Raw genomic sequence first — 23,307 nt, forward strand, 5'->3', positions numbered from 1 at the left:
TGTTTCCAAACAAGCCCATGTCTATTCGCAGCCGGATTCACGTTTACTGGCAAGGACATTGGGAAATGTCACCACCGACTCAGCCGGTATGGGGTCTTGAAATGATTCTCGATCAAATGCCTTATCACCATCCGGATTGGCTTCCCCAGTTGGCTTCAACGTTTTGAAGTCGAACAGATCCGGGTCTGCCAGATGAGAAGGAACGACATTTTGCAAAGCGGTGAACATGGTTTCGATCCGTCCTGGGAATTTCTTATCCCACTGGTTCAGCATCTCCTTCACAACCTGCCGTTGAAGATTAGGTTGGGAACCGCACAGATTGCAGGGAATGATTGGAAATTCACGTATCACCGCGTATTTTTCCAGGTCCTTCTCACGACAATAAGCCAGCGGACGGATCACCATATGCCTACCATCATCTGATACCAGTTTGGGGGGCATGGCTTTTAATTTGCCACCATAGAACATATTCAAGAACAGCGTTTCCAACATGTCATCGCGATGGTGCCCCAAGGCGATTTTGGTAGCCCCCAGTTCGTCCGCCACGCGGTAGAGAATACCCCGCCGCAGCCTTGAACATAGCCCGCAGGTGGTCTTCCCTTCTGGAATCACGCGTTTGACGATGCTATAGGTATCTTCCTCGATGATCCGGAATGGCACCCCTATCTTGGCCAGATAATCAGGCAAGACATGTGCTGGGAAGCCTGGTTGCTTTTGATCCAGATTCACCGCAATCAATTCGAAGGAGATGGGAGCATGTTTTTGCAGGTTCAGCAGGATGTCCAACATGGCATAACTGTCTTTGCCGCCCGACAAGCACACCATGACCCTGTCACCCGGCTCGATCATGTTGAAATCATTGATCGCCTCGCCGACTGCGTGTCGTAGGCGTTTGGCCAGTTTATTGGCGTTGTATTCCGCTTTACGGGCTACATCAGTTTCTGCGGTCTGAGCTATGCTTTCCATCGTGCCTGCTGTCCTGAAAAAATCAAACGGGGCTTTCGCCCCGCCATGCGATTACGTGCTCCGCTCCAAATGGCCTGAACCAAAGCCGCGCAATCTAACTTTAAGAAATCAATCGTATTTTACCGAAAATCCATCACTTTTTCGACCTTCTCACCATTCCGTCCTGGCTCTATTCAGATGGAAATCCGTTTTCAGAATGATTCATCTGCCGACAGATAACGCCATTGTCCAGGTGGCAGGTTCCCCAGCATGACTTTGCCAATACGAATCCGTTTCAGCCCAACCACCCGAAGCCCGACCAGCTCACACATCCGCCGGATCTGCCGTTTTTTGCCCTCACGCAAGATGAACCGCAACTGGTCTTCGTTCTGCCACCACACCTTGGCCGGCTTCAGCGCTTGGCCATCCAGCGACAGGCCATGATTGAGTTTCTTCAACCCATCTGCGGAGAGCTTTCCCTCCACCCTGACCAAATATTCCTTCTCCGTTCCGCTGTCCTCACCAATCAACTGCTTGGCAATGCGGCCATCCTGCGTCATCACCAACAAGCCGACAGAATCGATGTCCAAGCGGCCCGCTGGCGCCAGCCCTTTCAGATGCGCGGGTTGAAAACGAGTGCGCGATGGATCCTCCTTCCAATGCCGCTCGGCTGTGATCAAGGTGGCAGCAGGTTTATAGCCCTGCTCAGCCTGGCCTGACACATAGCCTACGGGTTTGTTCAGAAGGATGGTCACACGTTGGCTTTGCGTAGCACGTGCCTGGGCATCCAACACGATCTTCTGTGACGGCAACACCTTGCTACCCAGCTGATCGACAATGACACCATCAACCTTGACCCACCCTTTGGCGATGTACTCATCTGCTTCTCGGCGCGAACATAAACCAAGCTCTGCCATGCGCTTGGACAATCGGACAGGTTCCATACCACATCATTCTTGAATTGATTGGTCGCTATTGTACCCCGCCAAGCAGTCAACGCATGAATACCCATGATCATGTATGCTGAAGGCATTTTCTTCAACATGACTGGGAGCTGGCATGATGAATGCCCGACAATTATCCATGGCCATATTAGGCCTGATCAGTGTGATGGCCTCAGCCCAGGGCCCACAGATCGGCATGACCTACCCCAATATGAAACTTGGGCTATGGCAGGTGCAAACCGAGGTGGCAGGCACCGACCGAGAATCACAAGGGATGCGTGAGCAGCAAAAGAAAAAGCAGGGCACGGTAAAAAATATGTCTGCGGAGACCAAATCACAGATACAACAAGCCATGGGCAGACAGAGCGCCCAGCATGAATCCGTCAACGGCGCAAATCGTGTCTGCGTAAGGGCAGAGCAAATTCAATCATTGAACCAAGGGCAGGTTGAAACCTTGCCATACTGTTCGAAACCAGAGATCAAAACCCGAAGCGATGGCTGGTCATTCACCATGCGATGCAATGAACAGGGCCCACGCACTGAAATCACGGGCAATGTCGTGCTTGATGGTGAGCACGCTTATACCAGCTCATTCAACATCGCCACACAAGGCGAAGACGGCAAGATGCGAAGCATGGCTTTCCAGCAGCGCGCCAGGTGGATCGCTCCCACCTGCCAATAGCCCTGCCTGCTGGTGCGGTTCATGGCCTGCACTCACACAGGCTTCAGGCCAACTGACCGACAGAATACATTTCCCAGTGGATGGGCATGCGACACATTGCAGCAAACTGGATAAGCCCTTACCCTGTGCGTTGATCGCTTGTTTGAATGAAAACTGATGACTGAAATCGAATTTGAATTACGTGACGACTTTGTCGAACTCCATCAACTGCTGAAACTGACCGGCATTGCAGACAGTGGCGGCATGGGGAAGCTATTGGTCGCCAACGGAGAAGTCCGGGTGGATGGACAACCAGAGAGCCGGAAGACAGCTAAGATCCGCGCCAATCAGGTGGTTGAATGCTTGGGTACTCGCATTCGAGTGCTGGCTCCGGCTGGCTAGATCTCCCAGGCCACCGAGGCATCATGTCCCGGCGTGGGTGAGGAAATTCACAATGTGTCGCAGATGGCGCTCAAAGTGCACGAATGAATGATCCCCACCCACTTCGATAGTCATGTTGACCCCCATCAGCTTATCCACAGCCAATCGATAGTCCAGGACCTCATCACCTGTTTGTGTCAGCAGCCAATAGTCTGCCAGCCGCTCAGGGGATGGTGTTTCCAGAGACCTCAGCTCGTCCATGTGGCTTTCCGTCAGCGTAAATGCCTCGCCGGTATAAGGGCTGACTTGTGGCCCCAGAAACCGTTGCAGATCTTGGTAGGGCTTGATGGCAGGGTTGACCAACACCGCACGGCATTCAAATTTTCTGGCCAGATACAGGGCGTAGTATCCACCCAATGAGCTTCCTATCAGGCCAGGCTTGACTGGCAATGCCGCAATCAATTCCGAAAGCGCTGCCATCGCTTGCGCAGGATAGGGTGACAGCTTCGGGCACTGGTACTCATCCGCCCAGCCCTGTTCAGCCATGAAGTCACGCATCTGCGTGGCCTTGAATGAGCCCGGGCCAGACATGAATCCATGTAGATAAATGATCATGTCAGGACCGCCCTTGCTGCGTATTGCCGCTGGGCTGATACAACGGGTTGTCTGGGTCCATCTTACGGCCAGCCCTGGCAATTTTATCCCACAAAATCAATTTGTTCTGGATCAGCGCAGGATAAACATCCCGCGCAACCCGTTCGAATTCGTCACGATTGTTCAATTTAGCGTAGCAACGTAGCAGCTGCAGTTTGGCATGCATATTGCGCGGGTCCCGCAGCTGTGCTTCCAGCAGCAGTTGAATCGCTTCTGAGTACCGCTTGTAATGGAGCAGGATTTCAGCCTCTGCAACCAGGTCCAGTTTGGTCAACGGCCCATAGCGCTGATTCCAGACGCGACGCCGCTTGACCAGCCAATACAGAATGGCCAGCACCAGCACTGCACATAGCGCCCATATGATTTGTTGTCCAAGTTCCATGACCTTAACTTCACCATGGCTGGTATCAAACAGCCACGGCATCTCCTTGCTTGTGGGATCGACCGGAAAAAAGCCGCAGGCTTCCGCCTGGAAATAGCACGGCAACCAGCGCCGTGAGACCGGACTCACCCTGACCATCCGGGTACAGCCCTCAATTCGCATTTCTCAAAGCATGAAACAGGCCATGGGGGCTGTCAAATACCAGACATGCGATTGAAAGCATACCAATGAACACCTTTCATTTCTTTAGCCTGTACCATTCGAGCGTGGTTTGCCATGCTAAAATTGAAAACTTTCATCAATTTGCATTACACCAGAGTCATTGACATGCCTGTGAACCGTACCGCTGAACTGAAACGCCTGCTCGCTGACCGCATTCTGATACTTGATGGTGGCATGGGCACCATGATTCAACGGTACGAGCTTGATGAAGCTGACTATCGCGGGGAGCGATTCAAGGATTGGCCCAGCGATCTGAAAGGCAATAATGACCTGCTGGTGCTGACTCAGCCGCAGATCATCTCAGCAATCCATCAGGCTTATCTGGATGCGGGTGCCGACATCATCGAGACTAACTCCTTCAATGGTACATCAGTCGCAATGGCCGACTACGACATGCAGGCGTTGGTCTATGAGCTCAATTATGAATCAGCCAGATTGGTCAAAACGCTATGCGAAGCGGAGACGGAGAAAAACCCGTCCAAACCCCGCTTCTGCGCAGGCGTACTCGGCCCCACCAACCGCACCTGCTCCATCAGCCCCGATGTCAATGATCCTGGGTTCCGCAACGTTACATTTGATGAACTGGTGGAGGCCTATACCGAGGCGATTCGCGGCCTGGTCGATGGCGGTGCGGATCTGCTGTTGGTCGAGACAATTTTTGACACTTTGAACGCAAAAGCGGCAGTGTTCGCCATCAGGCAGTTCTTTGATGAGCAGGGTTTTGAATTGCCGGTGATGATTTCCGGCACCATCACCGATCAATCAGGCCGTACGTTGACAGGCCAGACCACCGAGGCTTTCTATAACTCGTTGAGCCACGCCGAGCCACTCAGCATGGGGCTGAACTGCGCGCTGGGCCCTGATCTGTTACGCCCTTATGTGGAAGAGATGGCGCGGGTTTCCAGTGCCTATGTCTCAGTGCATGCCAACGCCGGCCTGCCCAATGCCTTTGGCGGTTACGACCTGACGCCCGATGACATGGCAGAACAAGTCAAGGAATGGGCAGAGGCGGGCTTCGTCAATATCGTCGGCGGTTGTTGTGGCACCACACCCGACCATATCCGCGCCATGGTGCAGACACTGGCAATGGTCCCTCCTCGGCAATTGCCTGACATCGAAAAGAAATGCCGCTTATCTGGCCTGGAGCCCTTCAATATTGGTGACCGCGATCTATTCGTCAATGTTGGTGAGCGCACCAACGTCACAGGCTCTCGCGCCTTTGCCAAGCTGATCCTTGCGGGGGATTACGCCACTGCGCTGGATGTCGCCCGGCAACAGGTCGAGAACGGCGCACAGGTGATCGACATCAACATGGATGAGGGCATGCTGGATGCCCACAAAGCCATGGTCACCTTTTTGAACCTGATTGCCGCCGAGCCGGATATTTCGCGGGTGCCAATCATGATCGACAGCTCGAAATGGAGCGTGATCGAAGCAGGCCTGAAGTGCGTGCAAGGCAAAGGCATTGTCAACTCGATCTCGCTTAAGGAGGGCTATGACGAGTTTGTGCACCACGCCAAGTTGGTGCGTCGTTATGGTGCAGCAGTCATCGTGATGGCCTTTGATGAGCAAGGCCAGGCTGATACCTTTGCCCGCAAGATTGAGATCTGCAAACGTTCTTACGACATCTTGGTCAATGAGATCGGCTTCCCACCTGAAGATATCATCTTCGACCCCAATATTTTTGCGGTCGCGACTGGGATCGACGAGCACGCTCTCTATGGCCTGGATTTCATCCGTGCCACGGGTTGGATCAAGGAAAATCTACCTCACGCCAAGATATCCGGCGGCGTGTCGAATGTCTCGTTCTCATTCCGTGGTAATAACAAGGTTCGTGAGGCGATCCACGCCGTCTTTCTCTACCATGCCATCAAACAAGGCATGACGATGGGTATCGTCAATGCCGGGGCGTTGGAGGTGTATGAGGAAATTCCAGCCGCACTGTGTGAGCGCATTGAAGACGTCGTTTTGAACCGCCCCCCCAAAGATGGTGGCGATGCCACTGAGCATCTGATCAGCCTGGCGGAAAAATTCAAAGGCGATGCCAGCCAGACCCAGACTGAAGACCTGAGCTGGCGCCAGGGCCCGCTGCAGGATCGCATCACCCATGCATTGGTGAAAGGCATCACCACCTATATCGTCGAAGACACCGAAGAAGCCCGCCAGTCAGTCCCCCGCCCCATTAATGTGATCGAAGGGCCACTGATGACCGGGATGAACCATGTGGGCGACCTGTTCGGTGCCGGCAAAATGTTCTTGCCACAGGTGGTGAAATCAGCCCGCGTCATGAAACAAGCCGTGGCATATCTGGAGCCATTCATCGAAGAGGAAAAGATCCGGTTGGGCCTGCAGGATGCCCCAGCCAAAGGCAAGATCATCATGGCCACCGTCAAAGGTGATGTACACGACATTGGCAAGAACATTGTCGGTGTCGTCTTGCGATGCAATAACTATCAGGTATTCGATCTGGGTGTCATGGTGCCCTCACAGGTCATTCTCGACAAGGCACGCGAAGTTGGCGCTGATATCATAGGCCTGTCTGGGTTGATCACCCCATCCTTGGAGGAGATGAGCCATGTCGCCAAGGAAATGGCCCGGCAAGGTTTTGATGTCCCTTTGTTGATCGGCGGCGCAACGACCTCCAAGGTCCACACTGCCGTCAAGATCGCCCCCCATTACACCCAGCCGGTTGTCTATGTGCCAGACGCATCGCGTGCAGTCGGCGTCTGCTCCAATCTATTGTCCGATGAACTGAAAGACGAGTTCGTCACCAAGCTGGCTGCCGAGTATGACAACATCCGCACCATCCATGCCAACCGTGAAAAATCCCCGCTGCTCAGCCTGGACAAAGCACGTGGCAATGCCGTCAAGATCGACTGGCAAAGCTACGCCCCGCCACAACCCAAGCACATTGGCGTCAAGCGATTTGAACACTACCCGCTGGCGGAGATTGCCAACTTCATCGACTGGAGCCCCTTCTTCAATGCATGGGAGCTGTTCGGCAAATTCCCACGCATCCTCGACGACGAGGTCGTTGGTGAAACGGCTCGCAGCCTGTTTGCCGACGCACAGAAAATGTTGAAACAGCTGATCGACGAGAACTGGGTGCAGGCCAATGGCGTCATCGGCTTGTTCCCCGCCAACAGCGTGGGTGACGACATCGAATGTTACGACCCCGATACCGGCGAAACCCTGCTGACCTGGCACAATCTGCGCCAGCAAAATCAAAAGGCCGAGGGCAAGCCCAATTACTGTCTGGCGGATTTCATTGCCCCCAAGTCATCCGGCAGACAAGACTACCTCGGCGCCTTTGCAGTCACCGCAGGCCTCAACATCGAGCCCCATGTGGCGCGCTTTGAAGCAGCCCACGACGACTACAGCGCCATCATGGTCAAAGCACTGGCAGACCGGCTGGCGGAAGCCTTCGCAGAATTGATGCACACCAAGATCCGCACCGAGCTTTGGGGGTACGTATCCGACGAACGACTCGACAATGATGAGTTGATTGACGAGAAATACGTCGGCATCCGCCCGGCTCCTGGCTACCCAGCTTGCCCAGACCACACCGCCAAGACAGCGCTATTCAAAGCTCTCGATGCCCCCAGCATCGGCATGACCCTGACCGAAGGCTACGCCATGCTGCCCACTGCTGCTGTCAGTGGCTTCTATTTCAGTCACCCTGCCAGCCAGTATTTTGCCGTTGGCAAAATCGACAAAGACCAAGTTGAAGATTATGCGGAAAGACGTGGCGTCAGTTTTGCACAGGCAGAGCGAGACTTGGCACCCATATTGGGCTACAACACCTGATCTCTCATTCGCCACCTACACCACAAGCCCTTCGCTCAGAAGGGCTTTTTTATTGCATCATCATAAATCAATTAAAATTAATGACATGGAAATACAAAACCCATTGAATGGATACATTCAGACATGAAAATATTGCTTCATTAGCTAATTCAAATATAATCTGTCAATTGGCATAGTTAAGCATATCCTTTGCACACAAGGCATCACATGGTTAATAAATGAATGCCACACTTGCTGCCACTCCACCGGTTATACCTTCCGGCCATGCGATTTAAAATCGCCCCATCCCAATGTGTGGCCATTACCAAGCCATCACATTTTTATAAAACATATAAAAATCAATAATTTTTCATTTTATAAATAAAGACTTCCCCATGCTCAACTCAATCAGACTGATCATCGTACTGAGTCTCGCCACCATCATGATGGGCTGCTCTCACCGCATTGTCATTACTCCAGCGGCGGGCACGGTGAAAGCAACATCGCCCAATGACAAAATCAACCGCACCGTTGCCTATGTGATGACTGAGGCGCAGCGCTCGAAACAAGTCACCACCGCAGCTGGTGGTGGCGATAAGGTCAGCTATTTCCCATACCGCGATTTGGAAGCTTCATTGTCTTCCGTGTTGAGTGACGTGTTCAGCAAAGTGCAAGCCGCCAGCTCCATTGCAGAAGCCAATAAAATTGGAGGTATTGATTTGATATTGACACCTACCATTTCAACCCATTCCTCTTCAAAAAGCATGTTCACTTGGCCACCAACGGATTTCACCGTCACAATCAGCTCTGTGATGACAGATAGTGAGGGAAATCAAATTTGGCAAAATGTCGCTCAGGGAGCTGGTCATGCCTCATTTAGTGAATTCAAATCAGATTTCCCTCTTTCTGCTAAACGAGCCAGCGCAGACGCAATGAACAAGCTCCGTCATGCGCTATTGGAAGCCAAGGAGCTGGCAGGCGAACGGAGTCAGGTCATACCTCCTCACAAAGCAGACAATTCCCCGCCCATGCGAGCCAAAAGCAGGAAATTTGGAGAATGGTCATATGTTGCCGAGCAGTACGCTGCCAGCCAAGACTGTCACGGGGCTGCATGGCTGATTGGTCAGGAAGGTGTGCAGCAGATGTATGAAGTGGACTGCCGCTCAGGCCGGCGTTTGATGGTGCAGTGCATGAATGGCAGCTGCAAGGAAAAGAAAACATAAGCCGGATAGGCTTCCCACATCAGAGCCATGGCCACGCCATGGCTTTTTTGTTGGCATGGCGTCTATCACGGGCGGATACCTCTTTCTGGCAACTCCAGCTAAAATGCCATTTTTCCACCTGTATCTTTGTACACCATGACCTCTCGTTCCCTATTGGAAGGCTTGAATCCCGAGCAATTGGCGGCTGTGACGTTGCCTAAACAAGCAGCGCTGATTCTGGCTGGGGCGGGGAGTGGCAAGACGCGGGTGTTGACGACGCGGATTGCGTGGTTACTGCAAACAGGGCAGGTCAGCCCTCAGGGCATTTTGGCGGTGACGTTCACCAATAAGGCTGCAAAGGAGATGCTGACCCGTATTTCAGCAATGCTGCCGATCAATACCCGTGGAATGTGGATCGGCACATTCCACGGCATCTGCAATCGGTTGTTGCGTGCACACCACCGCGAAGCAGGGTTGCCGGAAGCATTTCAGATCATGGACAGCCAGGATCAACTATCCCTGATCAAGCGCTTGCTGAAGGCACTCAATATCGATGACGAGAAATATCCAGCCAAGCAATTGCAGCACTTTATCAATGGCAACAAAGAGGCTGGCCTGCGAGCGGCGCAGGTGGTGCCATACGATGATTTCACCAAGCGACTGGTCGAGCTGTATGCGGCATATGAAGAGCAATGCCAACGCGAAGGGGCCGTCGATTTTGCAGAGCTATTGCTGCGCTGCTTTGAATTGCTGACCCGCAACGCAATGCTGCGCGACCACTACCGCGAGCGTTTCCAGCATATTCTGGTGGATGAATTTCAAGACACCAACAAGCTGCAATACCTATGGCTGAAGTTGATTGCAGGCGATCAGGCAGCCATTTTCGCGGTGGGGGATGATGACCAGTCCATCTATGCCTTTCGCGGTGCACAAGTCGGCAATATGTTCGATTTCGAGCGCGATTATCAGGTCAAGAATGTCATCAAGCTGGAGCAGAACTACCGCTCATTCGGCAATATCCTGGACGCAGCCAACACACTCATCCAACACAATGGCACCCGCCTGGGCAAGAATCTGTGGACATCAGCTGGCAGCGGACAACCATTACGGGTTTACGAAGGCAGCACCGACCTCGATGAAGCGGCTTTTCTCGTGGAAGAAGTCAAGCAACTGCATCGCGAAGGGCTAGCGCTGCAGAACATGGCCATTCTGTATCGATCCAACGCCCAATCTCGCGTCATCGAGCATCAACTGTTCTCAACCGGCGTCCCATATCGGGTGTATGGTGGCCTACGCTTTTTCGAACGGCAGGAAATCAAACATGCGCTGGCGTATTTGCGGTTGATTGCCAACAACGACGATGATGGCGCGCTGCTACGTGTGATCAATTTCCCGACCCGTGGGATCGGGGCGCGAACCATTGAAAGCATCCAAAGCAACGCGCGGCTGTCTCGGGCGTCTTTGTGGCAGGCCGCCTGCTCAGGGGGCGGTAGTGGGCGCAGTGGTGCAGCGGTGGCCCAGTTCGTGAATCTGATCGAGGACATGCGGCGTCGTAGCGAGGGCCTGACCTTGCCTGAACAAGTTGACATGATGCTGGATCAGAGCGGGCTACGGGCGTTTTATCACTCGGAAAAAGATGGTCAGGACCGCCTCGACAACTTGAATGAATTGATCAATGCAGCCATGAATTATCTGGCAGAAGCCGATGACCGATCACTGACTGGGTTTCTGGCGCATGCCTCGTTGGAGGCGGGTGATCATCAAGCAGATGCTGGCGCGGACGCCCTGCAGCTGATGACCGTCCACTCGGCCAAGGGGCTGGAATTCGATGCGGTATTCATCACCGGGCTGGAGGAAGGTTTGTTCCCGCACGAAAATGCATCGCTCGATCCAGCAGGCCTGGAGGAAGAGCGGCGACTGATGTATGTAGCCATCACCCGTGCCCGGCAAAAGCTGTATCTGACCCTGTCGCAAAGCCGCATGCTGCATGGCCAGACACGATATAACGTGGGCTCCCGCTTTCTGATTGAAATCCCGGCCAACCTGCTCCATTGGCTCAACAAGGCACAACCTGCCCCCAAGATGGGCGGTTTTGCGCCAGCCGGCAATTCATCTGCGCGCCCCACCCGGTCAGCACAAGCAGAGCATGGCTTTCACATTGGGCAAAGCGTGCTCCATGCCAAATTCGGGGTTGGCGTCATTATCGACTGCGAAGGCAGTGGCGGCGGGGCCCATGTGCAAGTCAATTTTGGTGGCAGCCATGGGATCAAGTGGTTGACGCTTCGTTCTGTTGACATGCTCACCGCATCCTCCTGAAACCCATCGACGTGAGGGGACAGCATCGCTGAAAAATGCCAGCATCCATGCAACATAACTGGTTTTTCCCCTCACCGACTCCCAGTCGCTAGTAGCGTCCCAGTAGTTTGTTTTTCCCGACTGAACCACGGCAGATTGATCAGCACGCCGCACATTCATAGTCTGCATCGACACGCTGCCCCCAAGCCGAGCCCGCCACACAGATCGGGGAGCAACGCAAAGCATGCGCCAAACCGGCCACGCATACCCACACCACCGATTCGCAGGCACCTGGGCCGGGTTTGGTAGTATTTGATGACTCGCACACTTGCTACCCCCCAAGAAAGCACACGCTCAGCGCCTCTGCGGCGCGAAACATGCGAGCACCTGATCAGCTCAGCAATAGGGGTTAGGTTGTTGACAACCTCTGGATGCAGGGTGGTTCTGTCAAACCAATGCAAATGATCCACATAGCGGCTTGCCTTTGAGGGGAGAGGCTCGGTGGTCAGACCCTCCAGACAACACAGGCTGCAGGTAGGGAGAAATGTCCACAAGCCATCTCGTCACCCGGGACAAGTGAATTTGACAAAAATGACTACAGACCCCATTTGTGGAACTTTTCCGACCATTTCCTACCTTAACTCATGCATGTTGCAGGTATTGACATAAATATGTTGTGGAATGGGAAGGAGTACTTTTGTGGGAATCGTAGGCAAAAAGCAGTTGAAGGGTATTGTCGGCGGGTATGGCCCTGATGATTGGGTGCTTGCGGGAATTGAATCCGTTGCGCCGAGCGTCGATGCAGGCCTTGCAGCCCAAGCTGCAATCAATGCAGCGCTAGGCGGTGTTTCTACCGTCAGTGTCGGGGGAGGGGCATGCCAGCTTGTTCAATCCATTGTAAAACTATGTCGAAAAAACGAAGATCCTGTTGACAATTTGTATTTTGTAATGAATGACCTTGGTGGCAGAGGATCGCCGTGTACCAAGGATTACCTGAAGAGCCGTATACACAAGCAAGTTTTTTCTGGGGCAGTAGGTACCGCTTCCACCGCTTTATCTGCTGTATCGGTTGTTGATATTGCCGGGGTGGTCAACCATACCGGCGCATTGGCAAGCACCGGCGCACATCTGGTGAAACTGCATGCAATTGCCAAACGCTATCGATCCAGCAAGACCATTGCGGACTGGTTGGCTCTGGTCATCAAACTGAAAGCGATGAAGGTAGGCATGCGCGGCATACAACTAGGCTCTTCATTTCTGGGGGCGGTGGGTGCAGGTCTGGGGGAAGCTGGCGGCGCCGCTGCCACAGGATTGAGTGGTGCGTCAGCGGCACTGGGCGGATTGGCTGGAATAGGCAAAATCGGATATGCAAATAGTTTGCCTTATGTCGTCGGAGCACTGTCGATGGAGATACATTGGCGCGCCCACCAAGAACAGGTGCTGCTGTGTGGTTTGAAACAATTGAACGGTGGAACAGGCCCAGCTACACAGATCATTCAGGAATTGTTTACCAGGCGGCATTTGTCCAAATTTGCACCAAGAAAACTTGGGGGCGGGGAATACAATTCACTACAGATCATTCGTGAGCCTGGTGGGTGGGCATGTATCCACGACAAATTGATGATGCTGTAATATACTGATATCAAACAAAAAATGGGTGAGTTTATACTCGCCCTTTCATTTTTTCCTCCTTATATTCTTTCAGGCAAAGCAGCCGCGATCTTCAGAGATAGCCACACTGATTGGCTGAATCCATTGACAACCCGTCTTGTCGCCTTGCGCTTTGCGCTTTGCTCGCACATACAACTTAGCCTTTCAAGCAGACAGGGAAAGGCATGGCATCTCACATAACAGGTTGCGAGGTATGTGATAGGCGTGCCAGCACAGCCCACCAGTTGCCAGACTTCACGCCAGTGATCAGCTAAAATAATGATATCGCCATTATCACAACTGCCCACTGCCGTGAACCGCCTGCCCAATGCCCTGACCGACATCGCGCTGCAAAACTCGCGACAGATGGATGACCCACATCACGAACAGATCAATTATGCGCAGCAACTCTTTCTGGTGGTTGATAATGTGCCAGAGATGCGCCAGTCAATGGCGTTCACCTTGTCGGCAATCGGTGCCAATAAGGTCGAATTTGCCACGCGCGTGGGGGATGCCCTTGCCAAGATCCAGAAGCAGGATATCGACATCATCCTGTGCGATTACGACTTGGAACACCCGGCAGATGGTCTGCACCTGATCGAAGAGATCAAGCTGCGCAATCTGGCAAAACAGTCCTGTGTCTTCATGATTATCACCGGCGAGCGCCGGGCGCAGAATGTGATTGGCGCGGTTGAACAGGCGCCAGATGACTACCTGCTCAAGCCTTTTACCGGTGATGCGCTGATCCGCAGGCTGGATCGAGCTATCCGCAAAAAGCGTGAATTCGAGTGTGTCGATGATTTCATTCTCCGGCACGAATACCTGCGTGCGATCGAGGAATGCAACCGCCACATTCGCAACAAGCATCAATACGCCCTCGATTTCATGAAGCTGAAAGGTCGGATGTGCCTACAGATCGGCGATCACGAAGCCGCGCGGCAGACCTACAAACAGGTGCTGTTGGTCAAACCATTGGCCTGGGCCAAGATGGGGCTGGGCAAGTCGGAATTCCATCTGAAGCATTACGCCCTGGCCGAGCAGCTGTTCAACGAGGTGCTCGAAGAGAACGGCCAGGTCATGGAGGCCTACGACTGGCTATCCAAGATCCTGGCCGCACAGGGCGAATTCGAGCGCGCCCAACATGTGCTGCAAAACGCAGTGCGGATCTCTCCCACCATCGTGCAGCGTCAGAAACAGCTTGGTTCGCTGGCGCATCGCAATAAGGACTACGGCGTCGCTGAGCAGGCATTGAAGCAGACGATCCAGCTGGCGCGTTATTCGTTCTGGCGCGATCCCGGTGATTATGCGGATCTGAGTCGCGTTCAACTCGACAAAGGCGATATCAAAGCCGCTCAACAAACTGTCAGCGAGGTCCGCAAAGACTTCCCCAAAGACCCCAATGCGGTAATGGTGTCCTATGTGATGGAAAGCCTGGTGAGCGGGAAAGCTGGTGACAAGAATGCGGCACACACCGCATTGGAGCTGGCTCAGAAGCAATTCCAACTATTGGGGGGCGAAGTCCCCGAACGCTATACCTTGGATCTGGCCGAAGCTTGCTATCGCGCAGGGGACGAAGCCCAAGCCGAGCAATTGGTTCGTGGCGTCCTGAAGAACCGCAATGAAGACAACGATATTCTGAACCGTATCAGCGGGCTCTACGAGTCGATCGGGCGCACAGAAAAAGGGCAGATATTGATCGAAGAAGCCAATGCCGACCTCATCAGCATCAATAACCAAGCGGTCACTCTGGCCAAGGCGGGCAACCTGGAGGGCGCTGTCCAGCTGTTTATCCAAGCGGTCACCGACATGCCGGCAAACGTCCAGGTCACCTTGAACAGCATCAATGCGCTGCTTGCCTATGTGAACACCCAAGGCTGGCACGCCAGCTACATGCAGCTGGCCAAGGAGTACCTGGAAAAAGTCCGTAAGCAAGAGCCGTCGAATGGTAAGTACCAGCGCTTGGTGCAGACCTATCAACAAACACTGATCCGCCACGCAGACAAGCTACGTGGCGGACGCTGAACGCCAAGCCACCTGCTTCATTCTGTAGCAAACACATCCTGAAATGTGGTGTAGCCACTGATCAGCATCAAAGGGAACATCACCAACAGACCCAAACCGACCGGGATGATGGCAAGCATAGTCAGCAACGCACCCAATACGGCATAGACCGCTAGTGGTGCCAGATTGTGATAAGTCGCCTCCAGGCCTATCTTAAGCGCCTCCACTGGCGGCACGTCACGCAAAACATGCAAACAAGTCGCAAACCATAAAGTCATGTTCAGCACTAACATCAAGGCCGCAAAGATGAAGAGGGAGGCAATGACGATCAGCCCGCCAAATACCCCCAGATTGTGCATCGATGACATATCGCCTGCCACCACATTGGCAAACAGCTGAGTCCCGCCAACCAACAGCGCCGGCGCAAAGGCAACCAAGGTGACCACCAACGTACCAATTACCGCTGCCACACCAATCACCGCCAATTGCTCAGTGCGTTGGCGAAAGCCTGCAAACAGGTAACCCAACTCCAGCTCTTCATTGCGCTCGATGGCCAAGCAGCCCGCAACAATGCCCGAAAACAGGATCGGGCTGAGTATATTGCCCAGCGCACCTATATAGGGCACGCTGGTGACCATGGCATGAATGATGAAGAAGATCAATGTGAATACAATCCACAGCCCAGGCTGAGGTTTGAAAAGTTGAAAAGAACGGGTCAGCCAGAGCCACCCATGATTGGCACTCACAATACGATAGGCTGGTAGGCTGGTTCCATGCTCAAAAGTGGCCATGACATAGTCCATTCATTTGTATATTGAAGGATGGTAGGAGAGCTGTACATTTTTTTCAATCGTTCCGGCATGACAACGCCCAGCACCGCCGACCAGGCCGGATACAAGCCAGTCGCCACCACGGCGGTCTTTTTACCGCCTCATCGACACCCGGTGTCGGTGAAACTCGTGCTACCAAATCAACAGTTGAACACACCGTTTTCAGGTGGCGTCACACCATGAAAACAGATGCTTACTGACGAATCCACGCAAATGACTCGCCTTGTAGTTTTACAACGAAAATTAAAGCCATAACTCGATGTTTTTTTTCGACAATCTTGCCCGAAAACGCTGAAAAGGCGATAATCGCGGGATTTTTACGGTCGGCTGTGTGTAATTGGATGCCCCCACCCACGCAGACAGCCTTCCACCAAAAGCCCGTACCCTGGCCGTGGGGGAGTCGAAACTGCCTATGGGTATCACGAGGAAACCGATCTACATGGCGACTCGCAAGCAACTTGCCGATGCTATCCGACTCCTGGCAGTAGATGCCGTTCAGAAAGCCAATTCAGGCCACCCTGGCATGCCCATGGGCATGGCCGATATTGCAGAATCACTCTGGAACCACCAACTACGGCACAATCCAGCCAACCCTGGCTGGGCTGATCGCGACCGCTTCGTACTGTCGAACGGCCATGGCTCCATGTTGTTGTATGCACTGCTGCACTTGACTGGCTACGACTTGTCGATCGACGACCTCAAACAGTTCCGCCAATTGCACAGCAAGACCCCCGGCCACCCCGAATACGGCTATGCGCCAGGGATCGAAACCACCACCGGCCCATTGGGCCAGGGCATTGCCAACGCAGTCGGCATGGCCATTGCCGAAAAAGTGCTCGCGGCAGAGTTCAACCGACCAGGCTTCGACATCGTCAACCACCACACCTATGTCTTCCTGGGCGATGGCTGCATGATGGAAGGCATCTCACATGAAGCCTGCTCGCTGGCCGGCACCCTGGGGCTGAATAAACTGATCTGCTTCTACGACGACAACGGTATCTCAATTGACGGCGAAGTAGAAGGCTGGTTCACCGACGACACCCCGAAACGCTTTGAATCCTATGGCTGGAAGGTGATTCCCAATGTCGATGGCCACGATTTTGCAGCCTTGGACGCCGCTATTGCAGACGCCAAACAAAGTGACAAACCTGTTCTGATCTGCTGCAAAACGATCATTGGCCAGGGCTCACCCAATAAAGCCGGCACGGAATCCTGCCATGGCGCGCCCCTGGGCGATGCCGAAATTGCCGCCACCCGCGCCAACCTGGGGTGGGAGCATGAGCCATTCCACGTGCCGCACGCGGTCTACCAAGGCTGGGATGCCAAGGCCCGTGGCGCGGCACAAGAGGCTCGCTGGAACAGTCTGTTTTCCGATTACCAACAGGCTCACCCCGAGCTGGCCAAGGAATTCCTGCGCCGCATGGCGGGCGAGTTGCCAGCTGATTGGGCAGCTCATGCACAATCGACCATTGCAGCCGTGGATGCCAAGGCGGAAACCATCGCCACCCGCAAGGCATCACAAAATGCCATTTCTGCCTTTGCCCCCAAGCTGCCAGAGTTACTCGGTGGCTCTGCCGATTTGGCCGGCTCCAACCTGACGCTTTGGTCTGGTGCCAAAGGGGTGGCAAAAGAGAACGGTGGTAATTACCTGTACTACGGCGTGCGCGAATTTGGCATGGCTGCCATCATGAATGGCTTGACGCTGCATGGTGGTGTACGCCCCTATGGCGCGACTTTCCTGATGTTCAGCGAATACGCACGGAACGCCCTGCGCATGGCCGCGCTGATGAAAATCAATCCGATCTTTGTCTTTACTCATGATTCGATCGGCCTGGGCGAAGACGGCCCCACCCATCAGCCCGTCGAGCAGACAGCCACCCTGCGCCTGATTCCCAACATGGATGTATGGCGCCCTGCCGATGCAGTCGAATCCGCCGTGGCCTGGGCCATGGCCATCGAGCGCAATGGCGGCCCAAGCTGCCTGATCTTCAGCCGCCAGAACCTGCCCCATGTGCCGCGCGAAACCAGCACCCTGAGCAATATCCGCCGGGGTGGCTATGTCTTGCGTGAGTCATTCAAAGCGCAGCCGGATGTGGTGCTGATCGCCACCGGGTCGGAAGTCGAGCTGGCGTTGAAGGCACAAGCCGAACTTGCCAATCAGCAGATTGCGGCGCGTGTTGTGTCGATGCCCTCAACCTTCATCTTTGATCAACAAGATGCTGAATACCGCAAGGCAGTCTTACCCGTTGGCACACCTCGTGTTGCCATCGAAGCAGGCGTCACCGACTACTGGCGCAAGTATGTCGGACTGGAAGGCGGTGTGGTCGGTATCGACACCTTCGGTGAGTCAGCTCCGGCTGGCGCACTGTTCAAGCACTTTGGTCTGACAGTAGAACATGTCGTGAAAACCGCACAGACGGTCATCGGCAAATAACACCAAGCGGACAATCTGGTCAATCCGGTCATCCGGGTTGGCCAGGCCCGGATAACAACAATAATCGACCTCAGTTTTTGTATTTTTTGTTTCAGGAGATTGAACCAACATGGCTATCCGCATCGCAATCAACGGCTACGGACGTATTGGCCGCAACGTGCTGCGCGCGATTTACGAGCTGAACAAGACCAACGAATTCAAGGTGGTAGCGGTCAACGCCTCTGGCGATCTGGCCACCAATGCCCACTTGACGCGCTTTGACACGGTACACGGGCGTTTCAACGCCGATGTGAAAGCCGATGTGGATGGCGGCTGGTTACGTATCAACGACGCCAACGTCAAATTCTTCTCAACCCGCAATCCAGCAGAACTGCCCTGGCGTGATCTGGGGATCGACGTGGTCTTGGAATGCACCGGCTCATTCACCAGCAAGGCCAAGTGCCTGCCCCATATCGAGGCCGGTGCGAAAAAGGTGCTGATTTCAGCGCCTGGTGACAAGGACGTGGATGCCACCATCGTCTATGGCGTCAATCATCACCTGCTGAAGAGCGACATGACCGTCGTTTCCAATGCCTCTTGCACCACCAACTGCTTGGCGCCGCTGGTTCAGCCGCTTCACAACAAGCTGGGCGTGGTGAAAGGCCTGATGACCACTGTGCATGCCTATACCAACGATCAGGTCTTGACTGATGTACGCCATAAAGACCTGCGCCGCGCCCGCTCCGCCACGCAATCCATCATCCCCACCAAGACCGGTGCGGCCTCTGCTGTCGGCCTGGTTTTGCCGGAGCTGAATGGCAAACTCGATGGTTATGCACTACGGGTGCCCACCATCAATGTGTCGATGGTTGACCTGAGCTTTGTTGCCGCACGCAGCACCACCAAAGACGAAGTCAATGCCATTCTGAAAGACGCATCCGACACCTATCTGAAAGACATTCTGGGCTATAACGACCTGCCACTGGTGTCGATCGACTTCAACCACACCAGCGAAGCTTCGATTTTCGATTCGACGCTGACCAAGGTGATGGATGGCAATCTGGTAAAGGTCTCGTCGTGGTATGACAACGAGTGGGGCTTCTCCTGCCAGATGCTGCGTACCGTAAAAGCAATGATGGAAGCCAAGTAATTCCACGCACTGACACAACGGGAGCCCGGACGACCGGCTCCCGTTGTTTTCATGCATACGCCAGTGTGGATTAGGACATCCCCCCGCCTCGGCGTAAAATACGACATCTTCATAGTCTGGGACCGCAGGTTCAGATGCTCACCTTAAGACGCCTGAACGACACATTTGCCATACACCGCTGGCCTGTTGATAGCGCCATTCCAGCCGCAGCCTTTTCTGCCTCCTGGTTTTCGATCACCCGTACTGACGAGGAGTTGTCCCTGGTGATCCCAAGCTACATCACCCTGCCCTCGACCCATCGATCAGACGGTTGGCAGGCATTGGCCGTAGTCGGCCCGCTGGATTTTTCACTGACCGGCATTCTGGCTGGGCTATCCGGCACCTTGGCCCAGGCGGGTATTTCCATTTTCGCCATCTCGACATTTGACACCGATATCCTGCTCATCAAGGCCGAGCACATGGAGGCCGCGATGAATTCGCTACAACAAGCGGGTTATCGCATAGAATCAGCCCCTACCCCCACGGCTTTGACTTGAACCCTGAATTCTGGAGCCTGAATATGCATTTCCGTAAACTGACCGACCTCGACCTCGCCAATAAAAAAGTCCTGATCCGTGTGGACATGAATGTCCCTGTGAAAGCAGGCGTGATCGGTGATGACACCCGTATCCGTGCCTCCCTGCCATCGATCGAACATTGCCTGAAGGCAGGCGCCAGCGTGATTCTGATGACCCACCTGGGCCGACCGACCGAAGGCGAACTGACCGAAGAAGATACTCTGAAGCCTGTGGCAGCGCGCCTGTCGGAGCTATTGGGCAAGACCGTGCCGGTGGTGGCCGACTGGCAGAGCCAGGGGCTGTCGCTCAAAGCTGGTGAGGTGGCGATGTTGGAAAATGTCCGCTGCAATGTGGGCGAAAAGAAGAACAAAGATGAATTGGGCCAAGCCTACGCCAAGCTATGCGATGTATTCGTACACGACGCATTTGGCACCTCGCATCGTGCCGAGGCCTCTACTTACGCCGTGGCCAAATTCGCTCCCGTGGCGTGCGCTGGCATTTTGATGGCTGCCGAGCTGGATGCCCTGGGCCGCGCCTTGGCACAGCCCGCCCGCCCCCTGGTGGCGATTGTGGCAGGGTCGAAAGTCTCGACCAAGCTGACCATCCTCGAAGCGCTGGCTGACAAAGTCGATCAATTGATCGTAGGCGGCGGCATTGCCAATACCTTCTTGCTGGCCGAGGGCAAGCAAATCGGCAAATCGCTGGCCGAGCCCGATCTGGTCGATGCCGCGCGTGCTGTCATCGCCAAGCTGCGCGCCCGAGGTGGGGATGTACCGCTGCCCACCGATGTCATCTGCGCTACCGAATTCACCGAAACCGCCACCGCCACACCCAAGGCACTGGCGGAGGTGACCGCTGACGACATGATTCTGGACATTGGCGCCCAATCCGCCCAACAGCTGGCTGATATCGTCGCCCAAGCCGGTACTGTGGTGTGGAACGGCCCAGTGGGCGTGTTCGAATTCGATCAATTCGGCCAAGGCACCCTGACGCTGGCCAAGGCCATTGCCAGCAGCAAAGCCTTCTCGATTGCCGGTGGTGGCGATACCCTGGCGGCAATTGCCAAGTATGGCATTACCGAGCAGATCAGCTACATTTCAACTGGTGGCGGCGCCTTCCTAGAATTCCTCGAAGGCAAGACCCTGCCGGCAGTCGAGATTCTGGCACAACGCGCCAACGGATAAGCCATGATACGCCTGCTCAGTTGCAGTCTCTTGATCAGCCTCGCGCTGTTGACGGCTTGCGGCAAAAAGGAAGCCGAACCCATGTCGGCCCCTGCCCCGGCAGCGGAAGCAGCAGATGGCCTGCCCGCAGCAGGCAGCGCCCAGCTCGACGCCTCTTCCAAGCAAGGGGCGTCCGCAGGCCCAGAGGCAACACCCCAGCGCTATCTAGCGGTTCATCATTTCCTGACGTTGGAAAGTGAGGCGGATCAAGTTGAGAAAAACTGGCAAACCGCACAAGCAAAGTGCCTGTCATTGGGGTGCGAGATTCTCGACGCCAGCCTGCAGCGAAATCAGCAGGATCACCTGCCCAGCGCATCGCTCTCATTGCGCTTGCCGCCCAAGCAGGTGAACGCATTCTTTGACGTGCTGAAACAAGGTGGCGAGATTCTCTCCCAGCAGACCACAACAGAGGACAAAACCGATGCAGTGGTCGATGTTGAAGCCCGCCTGAAGAACTACATCGAGCTTCGCGACCGACTGCGGCAGATGATCGCCAGCAAGGACGGCAAGCTGGCTGATGTATTGGCGGTGCACAAAGAGCTGGCCGATACCCAAGCCGAGATCGATCGCATTACCGGCATGCGGAAAGCGCTGGCCAACGAAACTGAAAAAGTGGCCATCAACATTAATTTTGAGCCGATCCGCACCGTTGCAGAGCGGGGCATCTGGGAGCCGCTACGCAACGCGTGGCGCCGCTCGGGTTACAATTTGACCAATGGCTTGGCCGATGTGATCCATTTCATCACATCAGCCATCCCCTGGTTACTGGTGGCTGCCCCCATCATCTGGTGGTGGCGCCGCAGACGTCGTGCACGTCAACAATAGACAGCAGCCACTGAGCTGAAGGTCAAGAAAATACCAGGCGGGCACCCCGCCCGCCCCGTAGCACAAGGCTACGGCGAGGGATGACAATTTAGTAACGAACAGGAGAAAAACAATGGCACTCGTCTCGATGCGCCAGCTGCTGGATCATGCAGCTGAATACAGCTATGGTCTGCCAGCCTTCAACGTCAACAACCTGGAACAGATGCGCGCCATCATGGAGGCCGCAGACAAAGTCGATGCCCCAGTGATCGTGCAGGCCTCTGCTGGCGCGCGCAAATACGCCGGTGCCCCCTTCCTGCGCCACCTGATTCTGGCAGCGGTCGAAGAGTTTCCCCATATCCCGGTCGTCATGCACCAAGACCATGGCACCAGTCCGGCAGTCTGCCAGCGCTCCATCCAGCTGGGCTTCAGCTCAGTGATGATGGACGGCTCCTTGGGTGAAGATGGCAAAACCCCCACCGACTACGATTACAACGTCGCCGTCACCAGGCGCGTGGTCGATATGGCGCACGCCTGCGGTGTATCGGTCGAAGGTGAGATCGGCTGCCTGGGCAGCCTGGAGACCGGTATGGCTGGCGAGGAAGACGGTATCGGCGCCGAGGGCACACTGGATCACAGCCAACTGCTGACCGACCCGGAAGAAGCCGCCCGCTTCGTGAAAGACACCGGTGTTGACGCCCTGGCAATCGCCATCGGCACCAGCCATGGTGCCTACAAATTCACCCGCCCCCCCACCGGCGACATCCTGGCTATCAGCCGCATCAAAGAGATCCACGCCCGCATCCCCAACACCCACTTGGTCATGCACGGCTCCAGCAGCGTGCCCCAAGAGTGGTTGAAGGTGATCAACGAATTCGGCGGCGACATGCCGGAAACCTACGGCGTGCCGGTTGAAGAAATCGTCGAAGGCATCAAACACGGCGTGCGTAAGGTCAACATCGACACCGACCTGCGCCTGGCCTCCACCGGTGCAGTGCGTCGCTTCCTCGCGCAGAACAAGAGCGAATTCGACCCACGTAAATACCTGAAGGAAACCATCACCGCCATGCGCGATATCTGTATCGATCGCTATCAGGCTTTCGGTGCGGCGGGGCAAGCCTCCAAGATCAAAGCCATCAACCTGGAAAAGATGGCCGACCGTTACGCCAAAGGCGAGCTGGCGCAGATCGTCAAGTAAGTCTTGTTG

The 23,307-nt window shown here is 54.7% G+C and carries 18 protein-coding genes; 13 read left to right on the forward strand and 5 right to left on the reverse strand.

Annotated elements, in window-relative coordinates; genetic code table 11:
• Nucleotides 1–21: 21 nt before the first annotated feature.
• Nucleotides 22–966: a tRNA 2-thiocytidine(32) synthetase TtcA gene (gene ttcA / locus HNQ59_RS01850; RefSeq protein WP_184034453.1), complete on the reverse strand. Its 945-nt coding sequence runs from the start codon at nucleotides 964–966 to the stop codon at nucleotides 22–24.
• Nucleotides 967–1,157: 191 nt separating this feature from the next.
• Nucleotides 1,158–1,889: a pseudouridine synthase gene (locus tag HNQ59_RS01855; protein ID WP_184034456.1), complete on the reverse strand. Its 732-nt coding sequence runs from the start codon at nucleotides 1,887–1,889 to the stop codon at nucleotides 1,158–1,160.
• A 115-nt stretch (nucleotides 1,890–2,004) separates the two neighbouring features.
• On the opposite strand from HNQ59_RS01855, the gene HNQ59_RS01860 reads away from it, so the two are divergent.
• Both HNQ59_RS01860 and HNQ59_RS01865 read left to right on the forward strand, forming a co-directional pair.
• The gene (locus HNQ59_RS01860; protein ID WP_184034459.1) at nucleotides 2,005–2,571 is read left to right on the forward strand and encodes a DUF3617 family protein; all 567 of its coding nucleotides are present in this window, start codon (nucleotides 2,005–2,007) and stop codon (nucleotides 2,569–2,571) included.
• A gap of 156 nt (nucleotides 2,572–2,727) precedes the next feature.
• Nucleotides 2,728–2,952: an RNA-binding S4 domain-containing protein gene (locus HNQ59_RS01865; RefSeq protein ID WP_184034462.1), complete on the forward strand. Its 225-nt coding sequence runs from the start codon at nucleotides 2,728–2,730 to the stop codon at nucleotides 2,950–2,952.
• A 21-nt stretch (nucleotides 2,953–2,973) separates the two neighbouring features.
• On the opposite strand, the gene HNQ59_RS01870 is transcribed toward HNQ59_RS01865, so the two are convergent.
• On the reverse strand, nucleotides 2,974–3,546 hold the full coding sequence (locus tag HNQ59_RS01870) for a YqiA/YcfP family alpha/beta fold hydrolase (RefSeq protein WP_184034465.1): 573 nt from the start codon (nucleotides 3,544–3,546) through the stop codon (nucleotides 2,974–2,976).
• 1 nt (nucleotide 3,547) lies between these two features.
• The gene (locus HNQ59_RS01875; protein ID WP_184034468.1) at nucleotides 3,548–3,967 is read right to left on the reverse strand and encodes a type IV pilus assembly protein FimV; all 420 of its coding nucleotides are present in this window, start codon (nucleotides 3,965–3,967) and stop codon (nucleotides 3,548–3,550) included.
• 327 nt (nucleotides 3,968–4,294) lie between these two features.
• Between HNQ59_RS01875 and metH the strand changes: the two genes are divergently transcribed.
• The 5 genes from metH (at nucleotide 4,295) to HNQ59_RS01900 (ending at nucleotide 15,144) form a co-directional block, all read left to right on the forward strand.
• A complete protein-coding gene (gene metH / locus HNQ59_RS01880) occupies nucleotides 4,295–7,996 on the forward strand; it encodes a methionine synthase (RefSeq protein ID WP_184034471.1) in 3,702 nt (1,233 codons plus the stop codon).
• A gap of 374 nt (nucleotides 7,997–8,370) precedes the next feature.
• The gene (locus HNQ59_RS01885) at nucleotides 8,371–9,198 is read left to right on the forward strand and encodes a hypothetical protein (RefSeq protein WP_184034475.1); all 828 of its coding nucleotides are present in this window, start codon (nucleotides 8,371–8,373) and stop codon (nucleotides 9,196–9,198) included.
• Between the two features lie 135 nt (nucleotides 9,199–9,333).
• Entirely contained in the window at nucleotides 9,334–11,493 is a 2,160-nt protein-coding gene (locus HNQ59_RS01890) for a UvrD-helicase domain-containing protein (RefSeq protein WP_184034476.1), read from the forward strand.
• 678 nt (nucleotides 11,494–12,171) lie between these two features.
• A complete protein-coding gene (locus tag HNQ59_RS01895) occupies nucleotides 12,172–13,104 on the forward strand; it encodes a hypothetical protein (RefSeq protein ID WP_184034477.1) in 933 nt (310 codons plus the stop codon).
• A 297-nt stretch (nucleotides 13,105–13,401) separates the two neighbouring features.
• Nucleotides 13,402–15,144, forward strand: a complete 1,743-nt coding sequence (locus HNQ59_RS01900) for a tetratricopeptide repeat protein (RefSeq protein WP_184034478.1) — start codon at nucleotides 13,402–13,404, stop codon at nucleotides 15,142–15,144.
• A 17-nt stretch (nucleotides 15,145–15,161) separates the two neighbouring features.
• On the opposite strand, the gene HNQ59_RS01905 is transcribed toward HNQ59_RS01900, so the two are convergent.
• The gene (locus tag HNQ59_RS01905; RefSeq protein WP_184034479.1) at nucleotides 15,162–15,914 is read right to left on the reverse strand and encodes a BPSS1780 family membrane protein; all 753 of its coding nucleotides are present in this window, start codon (nucleotides 15,912–15,914) and stop codon (nucleotides 15,162–15,164) included.
• 478 nt (nucleotides 15,915–16,392) lie between these two features.
• Here HNQ59_RS01905 and tkt point away from each other — a divergent pair, with 478 nt between their 5' ends.
• From tkt to fba, 6 genes are all read left to right on the forward strand, one after another.
• Nucleotides 16,393–18,387, forward strand: a complete 1,995-nt coding sequence (gene tkt / locus HNQ59_RS01910) for a transketolase (RefSeq protein ID WP_184034480.1) — start codon at nucleotides 16,393–16,395, stop codon at nucleotides 18,385–18,387.
• A 109-nt stretch (nucleotides 18,388–18,496) separates the two neighbouring features.
• Nucleotides 18,497–19,516 carry a type I glyceraldehyde-3-phosphate dehydrogenase gene (gene gap / locus HNQ59_RS01915; RefSeq protein ID WP_184034481.1) on the forward strand — a complete coding sequence of 340 codons (1,020 nt, stop codon included), beginning with the start codon at nucleotides 18,497–18,499 and terminating at the stop codon, nucleotides 19,514–19,516.
• Between the two features lie 134 nt (nucleotides 19,517–19,650).
• On the forward strand, nucleotides 19,651–20,052 hold the full coding sequence (locus tag HNQ59_RS01920; RefSeq protein WP_184034482.1) for an ACT domain-containing protein: 402 nt from the start codon (nucleotides 19,651–19,653) through the stop codon (nucleotides 20,050–20,052).
• 23 nt (nucleotides 20,053–20,075) lie between these two features.
• Nucleotides 20,076–21,257, forward strand: a complete 1,182-nt coding sequence (locus HNQ59_RS01925; RefSeq protein WP_184034485.1) for a phosphoglycerate kinase — start codon at nucleotides 20,076–20,078, stop codon at nucleotides 21,255–21,257.
• 3 nt (nucleotides 21,258–21,260) lie between these two features.
• The gene (locus tag HNQ59_RS01930) at nucleotides 21,261–22,121 is read left to right on the forward strand and encodes a DUF4349 domain-containing protein (RefSeq protein ID WP_184034488.1); all 861 of its coding nucleotides are present in this window, start codon (nucleotides 21,261–21,263) and stop codon (nucleotides 22,119–22,121) included.
• Between the two features lie 112 nt (nucleotides 22,122–22,233).
• Nucleotides 22,234–23,298 (forward strand): class II fructose-bisphosphate aldolase, encoded by a 1,065-nt coding sequence (gene fba / locus HNQ59_RS01935; RefSeq protein ID WP_184034491.1) that lies wholly within the window; start codon nucleotides 22,234–22,236, stop codon nucleotides 23,296–23,298.
• Nucleotides 23,299–23,307: the final 9 nt, after the last annotated feature.

The organism is Chitinivorax tropicus (assembly GCF_014202905.1).
Taxonomy (GTDB): domain Bacteria; phylum Pseudomonadota; class Gammaproteobacteria; order Burkholderiales; family SCOH01; genus Chitinivorax; species Chitinivorax tropicus.